The sequence below is a fragment of the Pseudomonadota bacterium genome, assembly GCA_039028155.1.
Taxonomy (GTDB): Bacteria; Pseudomonadota; Alphaproteobacteria; order SP197; family SP197; genus JANQGO01.
The window spans coordinates 1-18,882 of record JBCCIS010000020.1; the positions used below are offsets into that span (position 1 = coordinate 1).

At 63.1% G+C, this 18,882-nt stretch carries 25 protein-coding genes; 21 read left to right on the plus strand and 4 right to left on the minus strand.

Annotation, left to right across the window (positions count from 1 at the left end; genetic code table 11):
* Positions 1-387: DUF899 family protein (locus tag AAF563_12220; protein ID MEM7122039.1), on the minus strand; the 387-nt coding region annotated here is incomplete at its 3' end.
* A 96-nt stretch (positions 388-483) separates the two neighbouring features.
* On the opposite strand from AAF563_12220, the gene AAF563_12225 reads away from it, so the two are divergent.
* On the plus strand, positions 484-798 hold the full coding sequence (locus AAF563_12225; GenBank protein ID MEM7122040.1) for a metalloregulator ArsR/SmtB family transcription factor: 315 nt from the start codon (positions 484-486) through the stop codon (positions 796-798).
* Between the two features lie 9 nt (positions 799-807).
* On the opposite strand, the gene AAF563_12230 is transcribed toward AAF563_12225, so the two are convergent.
* Complete coding sequence (locus AAF563_12230; protein MEM7122041.1) at positions 808-1,227, minus strand: RidA family protein; 420 nt, start codon at positions 1,225-1,227, stop codon at positions 808-810.
* Positions 1,228-1,335: 108 nt separating this feature from the next.
* On the opposite strand from AAF563_12230, the gene AAF563_12235 reads away from it, so the two are divergent.
* Entirely contained in the window at positions 1,336-1,713 is a 378-nt protein-coding gene (locus tag AAF563_12235; GenBank protein MEM7122042.1) for a GFA family protein, read from the plus strand.
* Between the two features lie 26 nt (positions 1,714-1,739).
* Entirely contained in the window at positions 1,740-2,210 is a 471-nt protein-coding gene (locus AAF563_12240) for a DUF5680 domain-containing protein (GenBank protein ID MEM7122043.1), read from the plus strand.
* 165 nt (positions 2,211-2,375) lie between these two features.
* Here the strand turns inward: AAF563_12240 and AAF563_12245 are convergent, their stop codons facing one another.
* Entirely contained in the window at positions 2,376-2,804 is a 429-nt protein-coding gene (locus tag AAF563_12245; GenBank protein ID MEM7122044.1) for a hypothetical protein, read from the minus strand.
* 14 nt (positions 2,805-2,818) lie between these two features.
* On the opposite strand from AAF563_12245, the gene AAF563_12250 reads away from it, so the two are divergent.
* From AAF563_12250 to AAF563_12330, 17 genes are all read left to right on the plus strand, one after another.
* Positions 2,819-3,289, plus strand: a complete 471-nt coding sequence (locus AAF563_12250) for a hypothetical protein (GenBank protein MEM7122045.1) — start codon at positions 2,819-2,821, stop codon at positions 3,287-3,289.
* The gene (locus AAF563_12255) at positions 3,267-4,709 is read left to right on the plus strand and encodes a TerL (protein MEM7122046.1); all 1,443 of its coding nucleotides are present in this window, start codon (positions 3,267-3,269) and stop codon (positions 4,707-4,709) included. Before AAF563_12250 ends, AAF563_12255 begins: the two co-directional genes overlap by 23 nt.
* Positions 4,709-4,918, plus strand: coding sequence for a hypothetical protein (locus AAF563_12260; GenBank protein MEM7122047.1), 210 nt, complete (start codon positions 4,709-4,711; stop codon positions 4,916-4,918). The genes AAF563_12255 and AAF563_12260 overlap by 1 nt, the downstream gene beginning before the upstream one ends.
* Positions 4,919-5,147: 229 nt before the next feature.
* Positions 5,148-6,782 (plus strand): portal protein, encoded by a 1,635-nt coding sequence (locus AAF563_12265; GenBank protein ID MEM7122048.1) that lies wholly within the window; start codon positions 5,148-5,150, stop codon positions 6,780-6,782.
* Positions 6,769-7,023, plus strand: coding sequence for a hypothetical protein (locus AAF563_12270; protein MEM7122049.1), 255 nt, complete (start codon positions 6,769-6,771; stop codon positions 7,021-7,023). Before AAF563_12265 ends, AAF563_12270 begins: the two co-directional genes overlap by 14 nt.
* Positions 7,020-7,832 (plus strand): hypothetical protein, encoded by an 813-nt coding sequence (locus AAF563_12275; protein MEM7122050.1) that lies wholly within the window; start codon positions 7,020-7,022, stop codon positions 7,830-7,832. Before AAF563_12270 ends, AAF563_12275 begins: the two co-directional genes overlap by 4 nt.
* A gap of 57 nt (positions 7,833-7,889) precedes the next feature.
* Positions 7,890-8,234 carry a hypothetical protein gene (locus AAF563_12280; GenBank protein MEM7122051.1) on the plus strand — a complete coding sequence of 115 codons (345 nt, stop codon included), beginning with the start codon at positions 7,890-7,892 and terminating at the stop codon, positions 8,232-8,234.
* Positions 8,235-8,237: 3 nt separating this feature from the next.
* Positions 8,238-8,705 (plus strand): hypothetical protein, encoded by a 468-nt coding sequence (locus AAF563_12285; GenBank protein MEM7122052.1) that lies wholly within the window; start codon positions 8,238-8,240, stop codon positions 8,703-8,705.
* Positions 8,705-9,145, plus strand: a complete 441-nt coding sequence (locus tag AAF563_12290) for a hypothetical protein (GenBank protein ID MEM7122053.1) — start codon at positions 8,705-8,707, stop codon at positions 9,143-9,145. The genes AAF563_12285 and AAF563_12290 overlap by 1 nt, the downstream gene beginning before the upstream one ends.
* Before the next feature lie 11 nt (positions 9,146-9,156).
* On the plus strand, positions 9,157-9,675 hold the full coding sequence (locus tag AAF563_12295) for a hypothetical protein (GenBank protein ID MEM7122054.1): 519 nt from the start codon (positions 9,157-9,159) through the stop codon (positions 9,673-9,675).
* A complete protein-coding gene (locus AAF563_12300) occupies positions 9,672-10,298 on the plus strand; it encodes a hypothetical protein (GenBank protein MEM7122055.1) in 627 nt (208 codons plus the stop codon). The genes AAF563_12295 and AAF563_12300 overlap by 4 nt, the downstream gene beginning before the upstream one ends.
* Positions 10,298-11,485: a hypothetical protein gene (locus AAF563_12305; GenBank protein MEM7122056.1), complete on the plus strand. Its 1,188-nt coding sequence runs from the start codon at positions 10,298-10,300 to the stop codon at positions 11,483-11,485. Before AAF563_12300 ends, AAF563_12305 begins: the two co-directional genes overlap by 1 nt.
* Positions 11,486-11,500: 15 nt before the next feature.
* Positions 11,501-11,698 carry a hypothetical protein gene (locus AAF563_12310; protein ID MEM7122057.1) on the plus strand — a complete coding sequence of 66 codons (198 nt, stop codon included), beginning with the start codon at positions 11,501-11,503 and terminating at the stop codon, positions 11,696-11,698.
* Positions 11,699-11,709: 11 nt separating this feature from the next.
* A complete protein-coding gene (locus AAF563_12315) occupies positions 11,710-11,868 on the plus strand; it encodes a hypothetical protein (protein ID MEM7122058.1) in 159 nt (52 codons plus the stop codon).
* A gap of 211 nt (positions 11,869-12,079) precedes the next feature.
* A complete protein-coding gene (locus AAF563_12320; protein MEM7122059.1) occupies positions 12,080-12,943 on the plus strand; it encodes a phage capsid protein in 864 nt (287 codons plus the stop codon).
* A 13-nt stretch (positions 12,944-12,956) separates the two neighbouring features.
* Complete coding sequence (locus AAF563_12325; protein ID MEM7122060.1) at positions 12,957-13,442, plus strand: hypothetical protein; 486 nt, start codon at positions 12,957-12,959, stop codon at positions 13,440-13,442.
* Positions 13,443-13,560: 118 nt separating this feature from the next.
* Positions 13,561-17,175, plus strand: coding sequence for a hypothetical protein (locus tag AAF563_12330; GenBank protein MEM7122061.1), 3,615 nt, complete (start codon positions 13,561-13,563; stop codon positions 17,173-17,175).
* Here AAF563_12330 and AAF563_12335 read toward each other — a convergent pair.
* Positions 17,172-18,035, minus strand: a complete 864-nt coding sequence (locus AAF563_12335) for a hypothetical protein (protein MEM7122062.1) — start codon at positions 18,033-18,035, stop codon at positions 17,172-17,174. The genes AAF563_12330 and AAF563_12335 overlap by 4 nt on opposite strands.
* A 292-nt stretch (positions 18,036-18,327) precedes the next feature.
* Here AAF563_12335 and AAF563_12340 point away from each other — a divergent pair, with 292 nt between their 5' ends.
* Positions 18,328-18,786 carry a hypothetical protein gene (locus tag AAF563_12340; protein MEM7122063.1) on the plus strand — a complete coding sequence of 153 codons (459 nt, stop codon included), beginning with the start codon at positions 18,328-18,330 and terminating at the stop codon, positions 18,784-18,786.
* The last annotated feature ends 96 nt before the right edge of the window (positions 18,787-18,882 follow it).

Genomic DNA, 18,882 nt, shown 5'->3' on the forward strand with positions numbered 1-18,882 from the left:
CCAGCCCATGCGCTGCTTGTAGGCGGCGAGCCGGTCAAGCGGAGCGCGTGCAGCGGCGACCAGGGTGACGTCGCGTTGGGCGAGATGGGTGGTGAGGCCGTCGAAGTGGTCGGCGAGGTAGGAGCAGCTGGGGCAACCCTGTTCCCATTCAGGCCCGAACATGAAGTGGTAGACGATGAGCTGGCTGCGGCCATCGAACAGGTCGGCGAGCGATATGTCGCCCGATGCGCCGTGGAACACATAGCCCTTGTCGACCTTGACCCATGGGAGATCGCGCCGCGCGGCGGCGAGGTCGTCGCGCTGGCGCATGAAGGCCTTTTCCTGGGCCAGCAGGTCGCGGCGCGCGGCGACCCAATCGTCTTTGGAGACAACGGTATGCTGTGTCATGACGGTTTCCCTCCTGAGGTCGCCGCAGATTAAGGCTGCATCACCGGCAGACCTGCGCTAATATTTTAGTGATTGCTATAATATAGGATGGCGACAATGGTGAGCAAGCCCGCCGATGTGTTTCATGCCATTGCCGACGAAAACCGCCGCCGGCTGCTGGATCTGCTGCGCGACGGCGAGCGCTCGGTGCAGGAGCTGGTTGCCGAGATGACGGTAACGGTCGGCGCGGTTTCGCAGCACCTGAAGGTCTTGCTGGAAAGCGGTCTGGTGACGCGGCGCAAGGACGGGCGCCGGCGTATCTATGCGGTGCGCGCGGGTGCACTGAGCGAGGTGCACGCGTGGACGAACGAGTACCGCCAATTCTGGGACGACAGCTTTGACCGGCTGGACCGTTATCTCGAGAAGGACTAATCGGTAGCGTCAGGCGGGATCGACGAACCGGTCGTCGGGGATGACGGCGATGGCTGTCAGTTCGACCAGGAAGCCGGGGTGGCCGAGGCCGGCGACCATGACCGATGTGCTGACCGGCGCGTTGTCGCCGCCGAAATAGCGCGTGCGCACCGCCTGGATCGCCGGCAGTTGGGCCGTGTCGGTGTAGTAGGTGGTGACAGCGACGATATCGTCCAGGGTGCCGCCGGCGCCCGCCAGCACCGCGCGGATGTTATGGAAACACTGGTGGGTCTGGGCGGTGATGTCGCCCGGGCCGACAATCGTCTCGTTCTCATCCCAGGCGACCTGACCGGTCAGGTGAATCACGTGACCGGCATGCTGGACGACGCCCATGGAGAAGCCGCGGCCATGGGGTTGCCAGGTGCCCGGTGGGTTGAATCCCTTGGCCATGGTTTGTTCTCCTGTGTATAGTCACGGTGTTGATGCCGAGATCATCGGCGTAAGGCGCCGCCGCCGTCAACGAGGAGCCGACACCATGACGACAAAAAAGGCCGCTGCATGTGTGGCGCCGTCACGTTTGAATATGCGGGTCCGGAGAACTGGTGCGCGCACTGTCATTGCCGGGACTGCCGGCGCAACACGTCCTCGCCCTTCACCACATGGATCGGCGTTCCCGACGGCGCGTGGCGCTTCACCGCCGCTGAACCGCATGTCTATGAGTCGTCACCTGGTGCCAAACGCTATTTCTGTCATGTCTGCGGCACGCCAATGGCGTTCTCGACCGAACGTTATCCGCATGAAATGCACTTCTACGTCGCGAGCATGGAAGAACCTGAGACCTACGCGCCGGAGTATCACTCGTTTGTCGCCGACCAGTTGCCATGGGTCCATCTGGCCGATGGCCTGCCGCGCAACGATGCAAGCAGCGATGCCTAAACGACTTTTGGGATTGGGATAAGGTGATGGAAAACCATAACTTTAAGGGCTTCCTGATGGAAGCCAAGCGGCGCACCTATGCCGGCCAGGATGACGATGCCGGTGCGGCCGAACCGCTGTTGCCGTGTTCCAAGCAATTGGAATGGCAGGACGGTCCGCTGCTCTATCGCGATGTCTATTTCGGCATGCGTCTGTTTACCGGGCTGGAGACGGTCTATCGCGATCGCCAAGCGGTCTGGGCGATGAGCTATTCCGGTGGTGTCGTCGACGGTATGGAAGACGCGGCGGTGAGTGATACCTACCGTTTCCTGCGCGACGCGTTGCGCATGGTACCGGAGGATCAGCCGTTCCGGGGGCCGGCGCATCACAAGAGCGGCGCGTTCACCTACAGCGCCGTGGCGTCAGGCGATACCGCGCGATTTGAGGGGCGAGAGGAAATTCATGATGGTGGACGACTCTGTTATGCGCTGAGCTACGCCGGCGGCGCGGTGATCTGACAACGATGCGCGCGGTAGGCGTCTATGACCCTGTTTTGTTTCGATAAAACAATCCGCACTTTTTGCTTGCAATGTGCGACAAATCTGGCTAAGGTGCATCATCCTTGAAGCATTGCGCCTCGGCCACATCGGCCGGGGCGTTTTGCATTGGGGCGACTGTGTGGTTTAGGCGCCCATGTCCTTGGCGGCGCGCGTCATCTGTTGCGCCAGTGCCGCGACGAGGTTGGGCGCCAGACTGACATTGATGATGCCGCCCTGGGCATCGGCGATCTGCAGAACCGCCATGGACATGTCACGGGCGACGCCCAGGTTGACCGATTTCGGCTCGACCATCGTGTCCGTATCGACCGTGGTCTTGATCTGATGATCGATGCCGGCGGCTTCGAGCCGCTCGATCGCCTTGGTGCGGGCGCGGGTCAGATAACCGATAAGATTGCCGATCGCTGAGGTCGGCGTGATGAAGCGATGACGCCGGCCATCCTTGGCCTCGACTGTGACCGCGACGGCCTTGCCTTGATCCATGATGTGAATCTGATTGCCGAGACGGTCGATGTGGATGTCGACGGGGTCTTGGTCGTTGCCTCTTTCGGTCATGGTGTTGGACTCGCGTGGCCAGGGGGCGCAACGCATACGACGGGAGGCATGATCTGACCAGAAAAAGCGGCCGGCCGTCGACCTATACCGAAGCGATCGCGACGGTCTTGTGCGACCGGCTGGCGGCGGGCGAGAGCCTGCGCGCGATATGCCGCGATGCCGATATGCCGGGTCGCCAGACGGTGGCGGACTGGCTGACGCGCGACGCGGACTTTTTTGAACGCTACACACGCGCCCGCATGGTCGGCCTAGATGATATGGCCGACGAGCTTCTGGAGATCGCCGACACCGCGGGTTCGAGCGACGGACCGGCAGCGCGGGCGAGCGCGGAGGTGCAGCGCGCCAAGCTGCGTATCGATACGCGCCGCTGGCTGCTTTCGAAACTGGCGCCGCAGCGTTATGGCGAGCGCATTCAGCACGAGCACCACGGCGATGTCGTCGTGACAACGAGGATTCATCTGGGTGGCGCAACAGGTCGAGATTGACTACAGGCCCGCCGGACCGACGCTCGACCGCTTTCATCTCTCAGACAGTTTCTTCCGTGTCCTGATCGGGCCCTTGGGCTCGGCCAAGACGACGGCGTGCTGCATGGAGGTGTGGCGGCGCATTGCGGCCCAGGCGCCCGGTGCCAAAGGCGTGCGCGCATCGCGTTGGTTGATGGTCAGAAGCACCTATCCTGAGCTGGAGACCACGACCATCCCGGAATGGCGCGGGCTGTTCGGCGACGCCTTCGGGCGCTTCACCCATGGGCATCCGCCGCTGCATCGCATCAACGTAGCGCTGCCGGATCGGACGAAGGTCGAGGCCGAGGTGGTGTTCATGGCGCTCGACGATCCGGACGGGCCGGAGAAGCTGCGCGGCATGGCGCTGACCGGGATCTGGTTCAACGAGCTGCGCGAGATACCGCGCGCCGTCGTCACCATGGGTCTGGGCCGCGTCGGGCGCTTTCCGCCGCAGCGCGATGGCGGTCCCGCTTGGTTTGGCGCCATCGCGGATACCAATCCGTGCGGCGAGGACCATTGGCTTTATGAGGTTGCGGAGGTCGACCGGCCGGACGGCTGGTCGGTTTTCCGTCAGCCCGGCGGGGTGGTCAGAGACAATGGGCAGTGGGTCGAAAACAAGAAGGCCGAGAACGTCCAGAACCTCCCCGCCAACTATTATAGGAACCAGCTGGCCGGTAACACGGAAGACTGGATCAAGGTTTACCTGGCTGGCGAGTACGGCTTTGTCATGGACGGCAAGCCGGTGTTCTCGGAATACGCCGACAGCGTGCACTGTCGCGAGGTCGAGCCGGTGAAGGGACTGCCTGTAACGGTGGGGTTGGACTTCGGACTGACACCGGCGGCGCTCTTTTCGCAGCAACGTTCCAACGGCCGCGTCCTGTGGTTCGATGAGGTGATCGGCGAGGACATGGGCGCGGTCCGTTTCGCCGAGGCCCTGCATCAACGCGTCGCCGCGCAGTGGGCTGACTATGAGATCACCTGGGTCGGCGATCCCGCCGGTGATGCGCGCGCCCAGACCGACGAACGCACGGTGTTCGATATTCTGCGGGCGCACGACATTCCCGCAAGGCCTGCACCGACTAACGACTTTACGTTACGGCGCGAGGCGGTCGCGCGGCCGATGGGACGCCTGATCGACGGCGAGCCCGGATTCGTGCTGCATCCGCGCTGTCGCATGGCACGCAAGGCGCTGATGGGCGGCTACTGCTATCGCCGCAAGGGCGAGGGCAGCGAGCGTCGGGTTCAGGACCGCCCCGACAAGAACGAATACAGCCACATCGCCGATGCCGGGCAGTACGCGAACTTAGGCCTCGGCGAAGGCCAGGCCGTGCTGAACCGCGAGAAGACACACACGCGGCGGCGCCAACGCGTCGCCCATTCCGACTACGATTGGAGCCAATGATGGGAGCGATCTTTTCACCGCCCAAACCGCAGTTCAGGCCCGTGCCGGAGCCGGCACCCGCCATCGACGATGCGGAGAACGAGGAGGTCGTGCGCCGCCAGCGCCTGGCCGCTGCCCAAGCCAAGGGACGGCAGAGTACGATCCTGACCGGCAGTCAGGGCGTGACGTCGTCAGCGCCGGTACAGGTCAAGACGATCCTGGGGGCCTGACACCGTGGCTGCTTTCTCAAACGCAATCCAATTCGCAACCATGAAGCCTGGACCTGAGCGTGACGCGTTTGCGCGCAAGGTGGGTTTCAACGTTCCTCCCAGACCTGCACCCATCAATCGGGGGGAACCGCCGGTGCGGACGAGAGGCCAGGGAAGCACAATCTTGACCGGTGGAAGCACTGATTCCGGTCAGACGCCGGCACAACACAAAACACTTCTGGGGTCTTAGATGAACGAACTGGGTGAGAAGGTCGTCAAGCGCCAGGAGCACTTGGCGGCCGACCGGTCTGTGTGGGAAGAGGCATGGTCGGAGCTTGCCGACTATGTGCTGCCGCGCCGTGCCGATTTTCAGATCAAACGTCTGGCAGGCGAGCAGCGTTTGCGCGCGGGCAAGGTGTTCGATTCAACGCCGGTGCTGGCCAACGAAATGCTGGCGGCGGGCCTGCACAGCCTGCTGACCAACCCCGACAGCGACTGGTTCCGCCTGGAGATGGACGATCTGGCGGTCAACGAGATCGACGCGGTGAAGGAGTGGTTGGAGGACGCACGCCGGCGCATGGCACTTGTGTTCCAGACGCCGTCGTCGGGCTTCGCGCCCGCCATGCACGAGCTTTACATGGATCTGGGCGCGTTCGGCACGGGCTGCATGCTGATCGAGGACGGCGTGCGGTTCCGGACGTTTCATCTGGCCGAGATCTTTCCGGTCGAGAACCAGGTGGGTCTGATCGACACGGTCTACCGACGCTTCTCCTGGACGGCACGCCAGATTGCCGAACGGTTCGGCGAGGCGGTGCTGCCGGCGGAGATCAAGAACGCGGCTGCTGGGATGATGGGTCGTGGTGGCCACGACAAGCGGCCGGACAAGACGTTCGAGATCGTGCACTGCGTCGCGCCGCGGCCGGTACGCGATCCGCGGCGGCTCGACAACCGCAACATGGCGTTCATGTCGGTCTATGTCGATGTGAAGACCAAGACCGTTCTGGAGGATTCCGGCTTCCGCGAGTTCCCCTATGTCGTGCCGCGCTGGGCGAAGATTCCGGGCGAGAAGTTCGGGCGTTCGCCGGCGTGGACGATGCTGCCGGACATCAAGATGCTGAACGCAATGCAGAAGACGGTGCTGAAGGGCGCGCAGAAGACCGTCGATCCGCCGCTGTTGATCGCCGATGACGGCGTTATTCAGCCGTTGTCGACGGTGCCGGGCGGGCTCAACTATGGCGGTGTCGACGCCAACGGGCGCCAGCTCGTGCAGCCCTTGGCGACCGGCGCGCGCATCGACATTGGGCTGGAGATGATCGAGCGGTTACGCGAACACATCCGCTTTGCGTTTATGGCGCCCTTGATGATGACGCCCGACAGTCCGGTGAAGACGGCGACCGAGGTCGTGATTGAACGCGACGAACGGCTCAGGCTGATGAGCCCGGTATTGGGCCGCCTGCAGACCGAGTTCCTGGGCCCGCTGATCGAGCGGGTGTTCGCGATCCTGGCAAGGCGCGGCGCGTTCCGCTCGGCGCCGGAGGTGCTTCAAGGCCGCGCGTTCTCCGTGCGCTATGTGAGCCCGGTCGCACGGGCGCAACGGTCCGGCGACCTCGTCGAGTTCGCCCGTACCATGGAGATGGTGGGGCCGATGGGCGCGCTGGATCCTTCCGTTTACGACAACTTCGACTTCGATAAGGGTGCGCGCGAGATCTCCCAGATCACCGGGATCTCGGCGAAGTTCGTGCGCGACCCGCAGGAGGTCGAGGCGTTGCGGGCGGCGCGCGAGGAAGCGCAGCAACAGCAACTCGCGCTGCAGCAGGCGATGGAGGTCGCGAAGGCCGCGGGCGATGCCGCGCCGGCGATCCGCGAACTGAATGCCGCCGTTTAGATCGAGCCAGCGGCGCGTCGACTACGGCCTGACGTTTTCCAGCGACCACGGCAAGCGCGTCTTGAAGGACCTCTACCGTTTCTGCGGCATGGGCCAGCCGAGCTTCGTGCCCGGCGCGCCGGACGAGACCGCGTTCAACGAAGGCAAGCGGCGGGTGTTCTTAAGGCTCGCCGCGTTGCTGGAACTGGACGACGTCGCCATGCGCCGCATGATTGGCGATCACGAAGGAGATCCGCTTTGAGCGAGGAGAACGAGGTTCAGACAGCCACGCCCGAAGCGTCGGAGCCGAGCTGGCGCGAGGCGTTGCCGGAGGATCTGAGGGATGACCCTATCCTCGGGCGTTTCAACGACGTGCCGGCCATGGCGAAGGCGCTTGTCTCGGCGCAGAAGATGGTCGGCGCCGACAAGATCGCCGTGCCATCAGCCGGCGACACGGAGGCCTGGGGCAAGGTTTATGACCGCTTGGGGCGGCCGAAGAATGGCGATGCCTATGACTTGGCACCGCCCGGTGGGTTCTCGACCGATGACGGTATGATCGCCGGCTTTCGCGAGACGGCGCACGGTCTGGGCCTGTCGGCGGATCAGGCCAAGGGGCTGTTCGATTGGTTCATGGGGGCCGAAGGCGCGCGCCATGGCGGCATCCAGGAACAGATGACCGCGATGATGCGCGACAACGAAATGGCGCTGCGCCACGAGTGGGGTGCGGCCTATGACGAGAAGATCACGCTGGCCTCGGCCGCGGTCCACGCGCTGTTGGGCGATGATGGTGTCAACGAGTTGAACGCCAAGGGCTATGGCACCGACCCCTTTGTCCTGCGTCTGCTGGCCGCGGTCGGCGAACGCGTCGTCGAGGGCCGAGTCGACGGCGAGGGACCGCGCGGCCTGGGCCGCTCGCCTGGCGAGGCGCGTAACGAGATCGCGCGACTGCAGGCTGATCAAGACTTCATCCGGTCCTACCAAGACCGCACCCATCCCGACCACGCCGACGCGGTCGCGCGCATGAGCGGGCTCTACCAGCTGGCTTATCCGGGTGGTGACGGCGGCGGTTAGCCGCATCCCTTCTTTCAGTTCCCAAACAGTCTACGCCAACGCAACAAGGAGACGGACATGGCAACCATTGCGCCGGTTCGCGTGAACCTGCTCGATGTCGGCTACGCCCAGCTTTACCGCTGGGAGTCGCTGACGGAGGCGGACACGGCGACCGCGATCAAGGCCTCGTCGCTGGCCGACAAGGCGATCCAGGTGACCGGCAATTTCGGCACCTCGGGCGATGTGCATATCGAAGGGTCGATGGACGGGGTGAGTTTCGCCCAGCTGAACGATCCGCAGGGCGATGCGATATCGCTGACATCGGCGGGCATCGTGCAGATCCAGGAAAACGCGGTCTTCATCCGCCCGGTGCTGGATGCGGGCACCGGCGTCGATGTCGACGTCTATCTGTTGGCGAGGTGAGCCATGACCTTTGTTGAAGCCAAGAACCAGGCGGGCCAGATCGTTCGCTTCCTGAAAAAGTTCGAGGAGGCCGAAGCGGTGCTGGACCGCGCGTCGCGCGCCGAGGCGGCCGCGAAGAAGGCCGAGCGCGCGGCGGCCAAGGTCGACGACACGATGGCCGCGCGCAAGGAAGCGCTGGAGACGGTGATTGCGGACCTCGAAGAGCACCGCCGCATCGCCGGCGCCAAGGCGGAGACGGCACGCCAGGCCGCGCGCGAAGCGGAAGAGGAAAGCGCCAGGCTGGTTACAGAACACCAGGAAGCGCTGACGGCTGAAATCGCGCGGCTCAATCACTCCTTGGAAGCGGCCTGCGCTGACCATGACGAGGCGATCGCCAGCATGAGCCGGTCGCGGCGCCAGGAAGAAGAAGCGCTGGAAGAAGCGCGCAACCGCCGCGCCGCGTTCATTGCCTCGCTGACGGGAGACGAATAATGGCTGACGGTGTGTTCAATATCGCCAAGGGTGCCGCGGCCGAGATGGTGCGCGACGGTGCCAGCAATCTGGGCATGGTTCTCTTGAAGGCGAACGAGACGGAAGCCGACCTGATCGAGCACGACAACCTGTCGGTTCTGCTCGGTGCCGCCGGCAACACGGAGGCCGACTTCACGAGTTATGCGCGGAAAACCGGTCTGACCGGCACGATCACGATCGACGATACCAACAACCGTGTCGACATCGACGTGCCGGACCAGACCTGGTCGAGCGCGGGCGGCGCAGCCAACAACACGTTGACCAAGCTGATCGTCTATTACGAAAACTCGGCCGCCGACACGGGCCGCGTGCCGCTGACCCACCACGATTTCGCGATCACAACGGACGGGTCTGACGTAACCGCGGTAATCAATGCCTCCGGTTTCTATAGGGCCAGCTGATGCCTACTGAATTGACGGCCCTTAAGGTGAAGATTGGCCGTAGCGCGAAGCGGCAGGCTGATTATCCCGACTTCAACCGCCTGGATACTGTGACGGCATCGGGCCAGGACTGGTCACACTATGTCGATAGTGTCGGGGGCGGGTGGCACTACGACAAGGTGTGCGGCCACGACATGGATGAGCCCGATTCTCCGAGAGGCACGCAGTGGGGATGTCTGCTCGTTGACGATGACTTCGCGACCCAGGCTGTCGCTGCATTCCCTGGAGTCTGCTCAATCATCTCTGAAGCGGAGTTTGAGACGTTCCATGACGAACGCGCCCATGCTCATGAACCTGAGGTGAAGGAGGATTTCAACGCCATCCAGAATCTTGCTCATCGTCGCAGCCTTGGTGAGACAGTCCCACAACTGGAGATCGACAAGGCCCTGGACCCCGACGACCCGACACCGGGAAGACGCAAGAACGTTGGCAGGAAGTGGAAGGACCGCAAGGCATCCATGGGCGTGACGATCAAGAAGAAGGGGCGTTGAAGGTCCTCGTTACCGTCCCAACGACGGGATGGATACACAAACACAGCGCCTTTGCGCTTCTAAAGCTGCAATTGGATAGGCGTTTCAAGCTTCGCATTCTGCTGCCGACGCACAGGCCGTTCGAAAACAACCTGCATCACATCGTGAACGACTTCATGGCCGGTGGTGAAGATTACTGGCTGTCGTTCGACGCCGACAATCCGCCGTTAGAGAACCCGCTTGATTTGGTCCTCTATGACAAGGACGTCATCGGCTGCCCGACGCCGATCTGGCACTACGCCGGCAAGCCCAATGAACGCCCGTTCCTTTGGAATGTCTTCAAGAAAGTGGCCGGCGGCTACACTGAATGGCCGGTCCATGACGGCCTACAGCGCGTTGACGCGATTGGGACCGGATGTTTCCTGGTGGCGCGGCGCGTCTTTGAAGACTCTGAGATGCGAAAGGCGCCGTTCCAGCGCATTACCAACGCGGACGGGACCGTTGAGCGTGGCAACGACATGGCGTTCTGCGAGCGCGCGACGGCGCGTGGCCACGAGATTTGGGCGCACTTCGACTATCAGTGCATGCACTTCAACAAGCTTGAGCTTGGCGAGGTCATTCGCGCTTTCCAGGGCATGAGCTAATGGCAACGACACAAACGCCGTTCACAGCGGATTTCGACAAGATCCACGTCATGAGCGGACAGTTTTCGTCGACGCTCAAGACCAGCGCCGATGTGACGCCGACAAACCCGTCTAAGCTGGAGTATGACGGCACGAACCTCGCTTTCTCGCAGCTGGGATCAGACGACAAGCTGTTTCTGGCGAGCGGCCTGGTAACGACCACCTTAAAGACAAGCCAGAGCGTCCAGAGCGTTGACAACGATACCAGGGGCGTTTCCTGGGACGGGACCGACACGCCTTGGTCTGGGCAGCAATCCGACAAGCTCTATCTGCAAAGCGGTCAATTCACGTCGACGCTGAAGACCAGCGAAAGCGTGGGTAGCGTTGATAGCAACCCCGGAGGTCTCAGCGCAGATGAGGCCAACACATCCTGGGCGGGGCGCCAGGCTGACAAGCTCTATCTAACCAGTGGCAGGTATTCATCGACCCTAAAGGACAGCCAGGGTGTTGGTGGTGTCGACAGCACTCCTCGCGGTATATCGTGGGACGGCGTCAACACTCCGTGGGCGGGCGGCACCGGCAATAAGGCTTACCTACAGTCGGGCCAGTTCACATCGACACTGAAGACCAGCGAGAGCCTGGCAACGTGGTCGGACACCGGTTTTTCCAGCGGCATCAGCACCGACGATAACGATGGCCGGCTCGGTCTAGGTAGCGGCGCTGACGTCAATATTGGCCTTACATCGGAAACAGACAGCGCCTTTGCGTTCACGCACACTAGGGCGCGAACGCTTGGTCTCACTACCGAAGCTGAGACGGCCTTCACGCTCACGGCGCTGAAACTGCTGGCGATCGGTCAGGCGGGCGAAACCGCATCGGCCCTGGCGGCGGCTGGCGGCAAGCGGCGGGCAATTGGCCTCGCGAGCGGGTCCGAAACGGCATTTATTCTGGGCCGGGCGAAGCTTGCGCCGGCGGGGATCGGGTCGGCGGCGGAGAGCGCGTTCGACATGGCGCCGATCCGTGGGCTTGCCGTCAGCACGGTGAACGAGACGTCAGCGGCGTTTGCCATTGCTACCTTGAAACAGCGGGCCCTCGGGCTGGCGGCATCAAGCGAACAGGCGTTTGCGGCGACGGCACAGAAGGCTAGCGAGCCGCCGGCGGCCAATGACGATTATCTGATGCGGCGCCGGCGGCGCCGGGCCTCTTGAACGAAGGAGACGATTATGGCGACACAGACGATCAGCGGCGATCTGACCGATGAGGTGGCGGCGCTTGCCGCGACTACCGGCGGTTCGACATCGAAGGGGATTACCGTCATCATCGATGACGCGAAGGTGCTGAACGCGCATGAGGCGTCGGTGCTGCTGTCGCGTCTGGCGCGGCGTATCCGTGAGATCGGCACCTGGCCGATCACGTCGTGACGCCGGAGGCGATGAGGCTCGCCTGTTTGGAGATCGCGTCGGACAACGCGACGCGGGCCTCCCTGCAGGACGCCGACAAGCTGCTCGCCATGGCCGAACGGTATGTGGATTTCGTCGCCGGCACGGCGAACAAGAAGCCGGTGAAGGCGGCGACGAAAAAGTCCGGGTAACCCGCGTGCACGTGGTGCGCGGCTCCGGCTGACGGCCCCGGGGAAAGACCCGGGCGTCGAGCGGACGTTAAGCGCGAGGACGGCTCCGGAGGGATTCTCTGCGATAGGGATTCACGCCGCTTATCGAAGGGATCAGCGACGATCCTGATCGTGGTCAATCACCCGGGCAACCCGCTCCGGCAGGTTCATCAACTTGTTGGAGACGACAACCATGTCAGTCAATATCAACGAAGCCTTTGTCGAATCGTACAAGGGCAATGTCATGATGCTCGTGCAGCAGAAGGGCTCTGTCCTTCGGCCCGCGGTCGTCAACGACATGCAGGTCGGCAAGAACGGGTTTGTCGACCAGATCGGCGCGACGGCCGCGCAGAAGAAGACGACCCGCCACGGCGATACGCCGCTGATCTCGACGCCGCACGCCCGGCGCCGGATCTCGCTGGTGGACTACGAGTGGGCCGATTTGATCGACAACGAGGACAAGGTGCGCCTCCTGATCGATCCGACCAGCCCCTATGCGGAGAACGCCGCCTGGGCCATGGGCCGGGGCATCGATGACGAGATCATCGAGGCGTTTTTCGGTACGGCGTACTCGGGCGAGGACGGTTCGACCACCGTGGCGTTCCCGGCCGGCCAGCAGGTCGCGGCAGGCGCCACGGGGCTGACCATCGCCAAACTGCGCGAGGCACGGCGGTTGCTGCGTGCGGGCGAAGTGCCGGAGGACGAAGACCTCTATATCGCGGTCTCGGCCGAGCAGCTGGACGATCTTCTGGCGACGACGGAAGTCGCGAGCCAGGATTTCAACAGCGTCAAGGCGCTGGTCGACGGCCAGGTCAACCGCTTCATGGGCTTCACCTTCATCCACACCGAGCGGCTGCCGGTTAACGGCAGTTCCGAACGGCGCGTGCCCGCCTGGGCGCGCACGGGCATGCAGCTCAACGTCGGTGCGGAACCCAAAGCGCGGATCGGCGAGCGGGCGGACAAGTCGCACGCGACCCAGGTCTACTTCTCCATGTCGGTGGGTGCGACACGCCTTGAAGAAAAGCGCGTCGTCGAAATCCCCTGCGTTGAGTCTTAAGGGAGATTGACCGATGGCTGTTACGACACAGAAATCGAGCGAGTACACGAACGTGACGGCGGTGCCGGCGGTGAACGTGGGACCGAGCGAACATCATGGCCGGGTGCGCCAGATGTTCTTCACCCACGCGCAGGCCGGCGCCGGCGATGCGACAAGCTCCGTCGCGCTCGGCAAATTGCCGGGCGGCAAGGTGCGCCTGTTGGCCTCGCAGTCGAAGGCGTATGTCAACTGGACGACCGCGTCGGCGACATTGGATCTCGGCTGGGATGCCTATACGGACCCGGACGGCAACGCGGTTGCCGCCGATTCCGACGGCATCGACGACGGTATCAACGTCGACACCGCGGGTTTCCAGACCTTCGGCTCGATCCTGACGGCGACCGGCGGCACCAAGGTGTTCGAGAGCAAGGACGGCGTGGTAATCCGCGCGACCTCGCAGAGCACCGCGATCGCCGACGGCGACGACCTGGTGGGCTACCTACTCTACGTGGTCGATTAGGGGGCGGTTGTCTCCGGGTTCGCATGGAACCGGGGATGACGACTTGGGGGAGGGGACTTCGGTCCTCTCCTCCTTTCTTTTTGGAGATTCTCATGAGCGTTTCGGAGGCTGATCGGTCATGCCTGTGATTCCGCGTTTTTTGACCCAGGCGCAATTGCCGAAGAAGTCGGGTCTTGTGCAGCAGGACCCCGAGAGAGCTTCGTTCCTGGCGGGCGAGGTCGCCGAGAAGGCCCTGCCGATGGCCGAGAGCCTAGAGGCGATCATGACCAAGGGCCTGTTGACGCCAACGGTGCGCGATCCGGCGGATCTGGCTGCGGCGCTGGACACGCCGGCGCCGCAGGCGCCGACCGACGATCGCCCGCCGTACATCGCCAACCTGACGGATGCGGTCTATGTCACCGGGCGCGACCGGGCGTTGTCGCGTCAGGTGCGCGACATCCTGGTACGCCGGGCGACGGAAGACGACGACGTCGCTTCGCCGAAGTTCACGTCCGGTGTCGAACGGGCGGTGGCCGAGGCGCAGCAAGCCGACCGTGCCGACCACCCGGCGGGGATCTCCGACGCTGCGCTGCTGAACCGCGAACGCCACGACGCGGCCATGCGCGCGAACGCTGTGGTCAAGGCGCAGGCCCTGCAGGAGCGCGAGGTGATGGACCGCGCCATGGCGGAGCTGGATGCGTCGGCCGACAGCCTGGTGATGGCCTCGCGCGCCGGCGGTGACCTTGAGACATCGTTCGAGGAAGTGCGCGAGCTCGGCGACCGGTTCACCCCGGGCCTGGGCGCCGACGTGGTCGAAGACTTTATTGCGAACACACGGCGCGAGCTGATCGAGGCCCACGTGCTGGGCCTGGTCTCGCGTGGCGAGATCGACGCCGCGCAGGGTCTGTTGTCGCAATACAGCGGCGAGCTGCCGGACGGGCAGGCGGCGTTCCTGGAGCGCGGTATCGCAAGCGGCCAAAAGGCGCTTGACCGGGCAGGGAAGAGCGAGCGCCGGCAGCGGATGCTGCTACTGACGACCCGCGCCAAGGCGGGCGCGGATGTCGCTTGGCAGGCCGACCGGTTGGCCGAAGACGGTGTCATCAGCCCGGCGGAGCGGCGCCAGGTCGCGCGTGTCGCGCGCGAGAGCGCAGAACGCCAGGCGGAACGGGAGCGTCTGATCGACCTGGCCGGCGATGCCGCCGCCGGTGGCGCGCCGCTGGATCCGGGCAACCGGGAGCACCGGCTGGCGGCGGAGCTGTGGTACGCGGCCGAGGGCGAAGCGCTGTTCGCCGTGCTCGACCCTGAGGCGCGCATCAACACGGTCGCGCAGGCGGTGTCGGGTCTGGGGCATGTGCCCGACGATCTGCACCGCGACCTGGTGCTTGATCTGAGAAGCGCGGACCCGGCGGTGGTGCTGCAGGCATCGCGCGAGATCGCGGCGCTGCGGGAGGCGGCGCCTGCGGCAGCGGGCGCCGCGTTCACCGACGGCGAACTGGCGCGCGCGGGCACCGTCATCGCGCTCGACGGTCACGGCACCGACACCCTGATCCCTGACGCCAACGCGCTCGCGCCCGTGGATGACCCGAATGTCGGACCGGTTGGTGAGGCTATCGACGCCAACACCGGCCTGCTCATCCTGCGCGACGCCTTTGCCGAGCTGCGCCGCGTTCATGGCAATGAGGGCGCTTGGACCATTGGTGACGACGGGCGGTTCCATCTGATCGATGGGACAACGGGCCAACCGGTTCTGGATGAAAACGGCGCGCCGGTCAGCGCCGGTGAGGCGCAGGTCTTCCTCATTGCCGACCAGATCGCTCGGGCGCGCCGTCGTGGCGCAGGACCTACTGCCGATGGTTTGCAGGTCGCCACGATCCGGCCCGGCGAAGATGATGAAGTTCTTGGCTTTGAAGTGGCGTTCGACCGCTTCGGCCGGCCGCTTGGCGGCGGCGCCGGTGCTGGCGGCAGCGGGGCTAGTGGAGCAGATGTTCTCAACGGGTTGCTCCGCTGGCTGGTCGGCCAGGGAGGTGTTGAGAACGTTGAACAGCATCTCGAAGCTTCAACTGGCGGCGGCCAAAGCGGCGAGGGCGATGACACACCGTTTGTGCCGCAGTTGTCGATCGCCGGGCTCGGTCCGGAGGACATGGCCGAGCTGTCGCGGGCCGTCGATGAGGCTGAAGCGCGCGCGGAACAGGACCGGCGCATTGTCGAGGCCTATCAGGCGCCGACATTGCTGCTTGAGACGTTCGACAAGCTGCGTGAAATCTACGGCGGCGAGGGCGTTTGGGTCGTCGGGGCTGACCGTCGTGTCTATCTGACGGATGGTGAGACGGGCAAGCCGATCACCGACGTTGACGGGCAGTCCATCAGCGTCGGCGAAGCGCAGATCCTTCTGGTGGCCAGTGCTATCGCGAGGGATCGCGCGGGCGCGCCGGTTCTGACTCTCGAGGGCACCGACGTCGCCATGTTGGACAAGGACGGTGTCGTGCAGATCGATCTGCACGCCTTCGACGACCCCGTCTTCCTCGGCGAGCTGGGCGGCGTTCGTCCACGCCGGGACGGACATGGTGGGTCTCGCATCGATGAGTTGGCGCCTGCCATGTTGGGTATCGGGCTCGGCGCACTGCTTGGCATCGAAGGCTTTGCCATCATCGAGAGTGACGACGCGGACACGCCCAATGGCGGTGAGGGGGATGGTCCGGACGATGATGAGTCCGAGGAAGAGGGCGAGGGCAAGAAAGACATCCCGATCCCTGTACCGGACGATACAACGCCGGAGGATGGCGCGGCCGTTGCCGTTCAGGGTGATCCGGAAGGGCCACGTCCGATTGACCCACCTCCGACCGGACAGACGCCAACCGCCGAAGATCTTCGTCGCGCCCAACGCCTTGCTGATGGCACGGCGGACTTCATCGATCGGATCATTGGAACGGAACCGCCAACGCTGGAAGATCTCGCGAGGGAGGCCCTCAGGGAGTACGAGATCTTTGATCCGAGTCAGGACGATATCGAGGCACAGATCGAAGTGCTCGACATACCGGTTCTGGACTTCGGCGTCGACGGCACGTCGCCGAAGGGCGGGCGACCCACCCCACACACCGGCGGTACACCCGAGCAGCGCTACAACGATACACGTGAGCTGGCGAAGGAACTCTTTCCCTGGCTTGAAGATCTTCGTAAAGCTGGGTTCTTCGACCAAACAGGTCGGTCAGCGTTAACGAAGATACCGGCCCAGACTGAGAATGCGCGTGAGAACATCTTGCGTGGACTAGCTGCGATCGACGCGCTCTTGTCGCACCCCGGGCCTGGGGTAGGTACAGAAATCAGCGGGGTCATGTATCGGCCAGATCTTGCGAAGACGACATTCAACATTGGCAATCAAAGAGTATCCGCGAGTACGAGCATAGATTTTCTGTGGGGTTCACAGAATCCGAGAAAGGGCAATCCTTACGGTATCGAGCACCTGATCGCCAAGCATGGCATCGAAGAGCTAGTCCAAGTCGTCAACACAATTGCCAACGGCGAGATCAAACCGCTTGAACCAGAGGCTGGCGGCGGACAATCCGTCAACCTCAAGATAGAGCACGAGGGCCGGGTAGCAATTCTTGGCCTCCTGTACGGTGAAAGTGGCGAACCACGAACATGGGTGCTGACCGGATATGAAAAGAACGTCAGCCAACAGAACCAGCCGGCCTTCAATATCAGTCAGTTGAACCGCTCTACATTGCTCTTTCGACAAGAAACAGAGTCGTTCTAGCCGTCGTCACTTATCCACGCTACGGGACCATTGTATCGTGCGAGAAATCTACCCATGCCGTCGGTGTCGCCGTGTATCCAATCGAACCAGCTCCGTCCCCCCTCACTCCTAAAGTAGCAGGACCAACGTCCCCAGTTCTTGCCTGGCGAATCGAACAAACAGGCAAAACGACTGTGACGGAGGCCGACCTGGGTTAGCCCGTGAAAATAACAAACGTTGACGAGCCACACGTCATGTATTCGCATTTCCGAAGGGATGGTGCACGTCATGAACCAATTCTCTTGTGATGAGAGAACGAGCGAATTGACCAGCCACGACTCGCTTTCGGCATCTTTGAAGAGGCCAGGATAGCGTGTTGCGTCACCCTTAAGGTTCTCGATAGCATCGAAAGATGCATCGTCAAGGGTTGGCAAGTCGCCTTCCCAGATCTGGACGGGATACCTGTCGGAAAGGACACGGGAAGCATAGAGAAACCGGCGAAGGCCGTGACGGTCTCCCGAAACCTCCTCGAGGACGTGGGCTTCCCACCAGTTCTGTTCACTTGGATAGACGACGACGTTCCAGTTGCCCCATTCGCCCGATGACGACATGGTCACGCGCCAGTTGAGGGTCTCATAAGTTCCGATGCCCAACATGGTGGCGTGATAGTGGATGCCGTCATGCGTATTGTCGTCGAAATCACGATCGGCAAAGACCACCGGTTGTCCCTGATCGTCACGAAGAGGCGCTAACAACACCTCATCGTCGACCTGACTGTAGAACAGTCGACCATACAGTCTTGCCGCAACCACCTGCTCCTCCCGCTTATGGAGGAAGAGGTCGGGATAGGCGGTCGGGTGCTGGTGCCAGGGACTGGGCATGGTGGTGTCGTCCTTGTTGGTTGTGCGTTTCCCAGCCCTGGCTTGGGCCAAAGCATGCCCGGTCCACGTCCGAAACGTGCCAAGAGCTATCCCTCAGAGTCCGGTCACGCAGCCGTCGCAGATTCGTCAAAGACGTGCTGGAGAACGCAGGACGAACACTAGTAACTATGTGGAATTGCGTCAAATCACGGTATTGACTATATAGTATATCTATCCGGGGTTGCTGTTGGCCTACTGAGAGCAGGGTAGCTGACATGGCATCTTGGAAGGGTTTGCATCGTGAGGACTGGGCATGGCCGCAGCGAAACGATGGATCGATCCGAGCCTGAGTGAGGCTGAGAGGGCCGAGCTTACAGGCGTCCGCGTTGATCGTAGAACGGCAAAACCTGTTGCTGTTGAAGAGACCAGTCGACAAGTCCCCATGGCAAGAGAATCCAAGGAGCCTGCGTCTGCATCGAGCTTGCGCCAAAAGAAGGGGCGCAGGTGGACGAACCCTAACCTTACCGAGGCGGATCGTCGAGAACTCGATCAAAGAAGCCGCGAGCTTCGCGAGCTGTTCGACCGGCTGGAGAGGCAACCGAGCAACAAACCAAAGCGAGAACCGGAGCCGTTCGTTCCAGTATTCAAGGAAAAGCCGTGGCTACCTTGGCCGGAGTCTGCGTACGACAAGTGGAAGCGCCTTGAGGCCGAACGGAAGGCAAAAGAAGCGGCCGGGAAGTCTGATGACGAGGAGACGGACAGCGACACCTAGCTGACCGCGCGCGCGACGCTTCCGGAGGTCTTCGCGCCTCACCACCAACAACACACACTACCATCACCGAAAGACCGCAGCCCGGCAGAGGGCGCG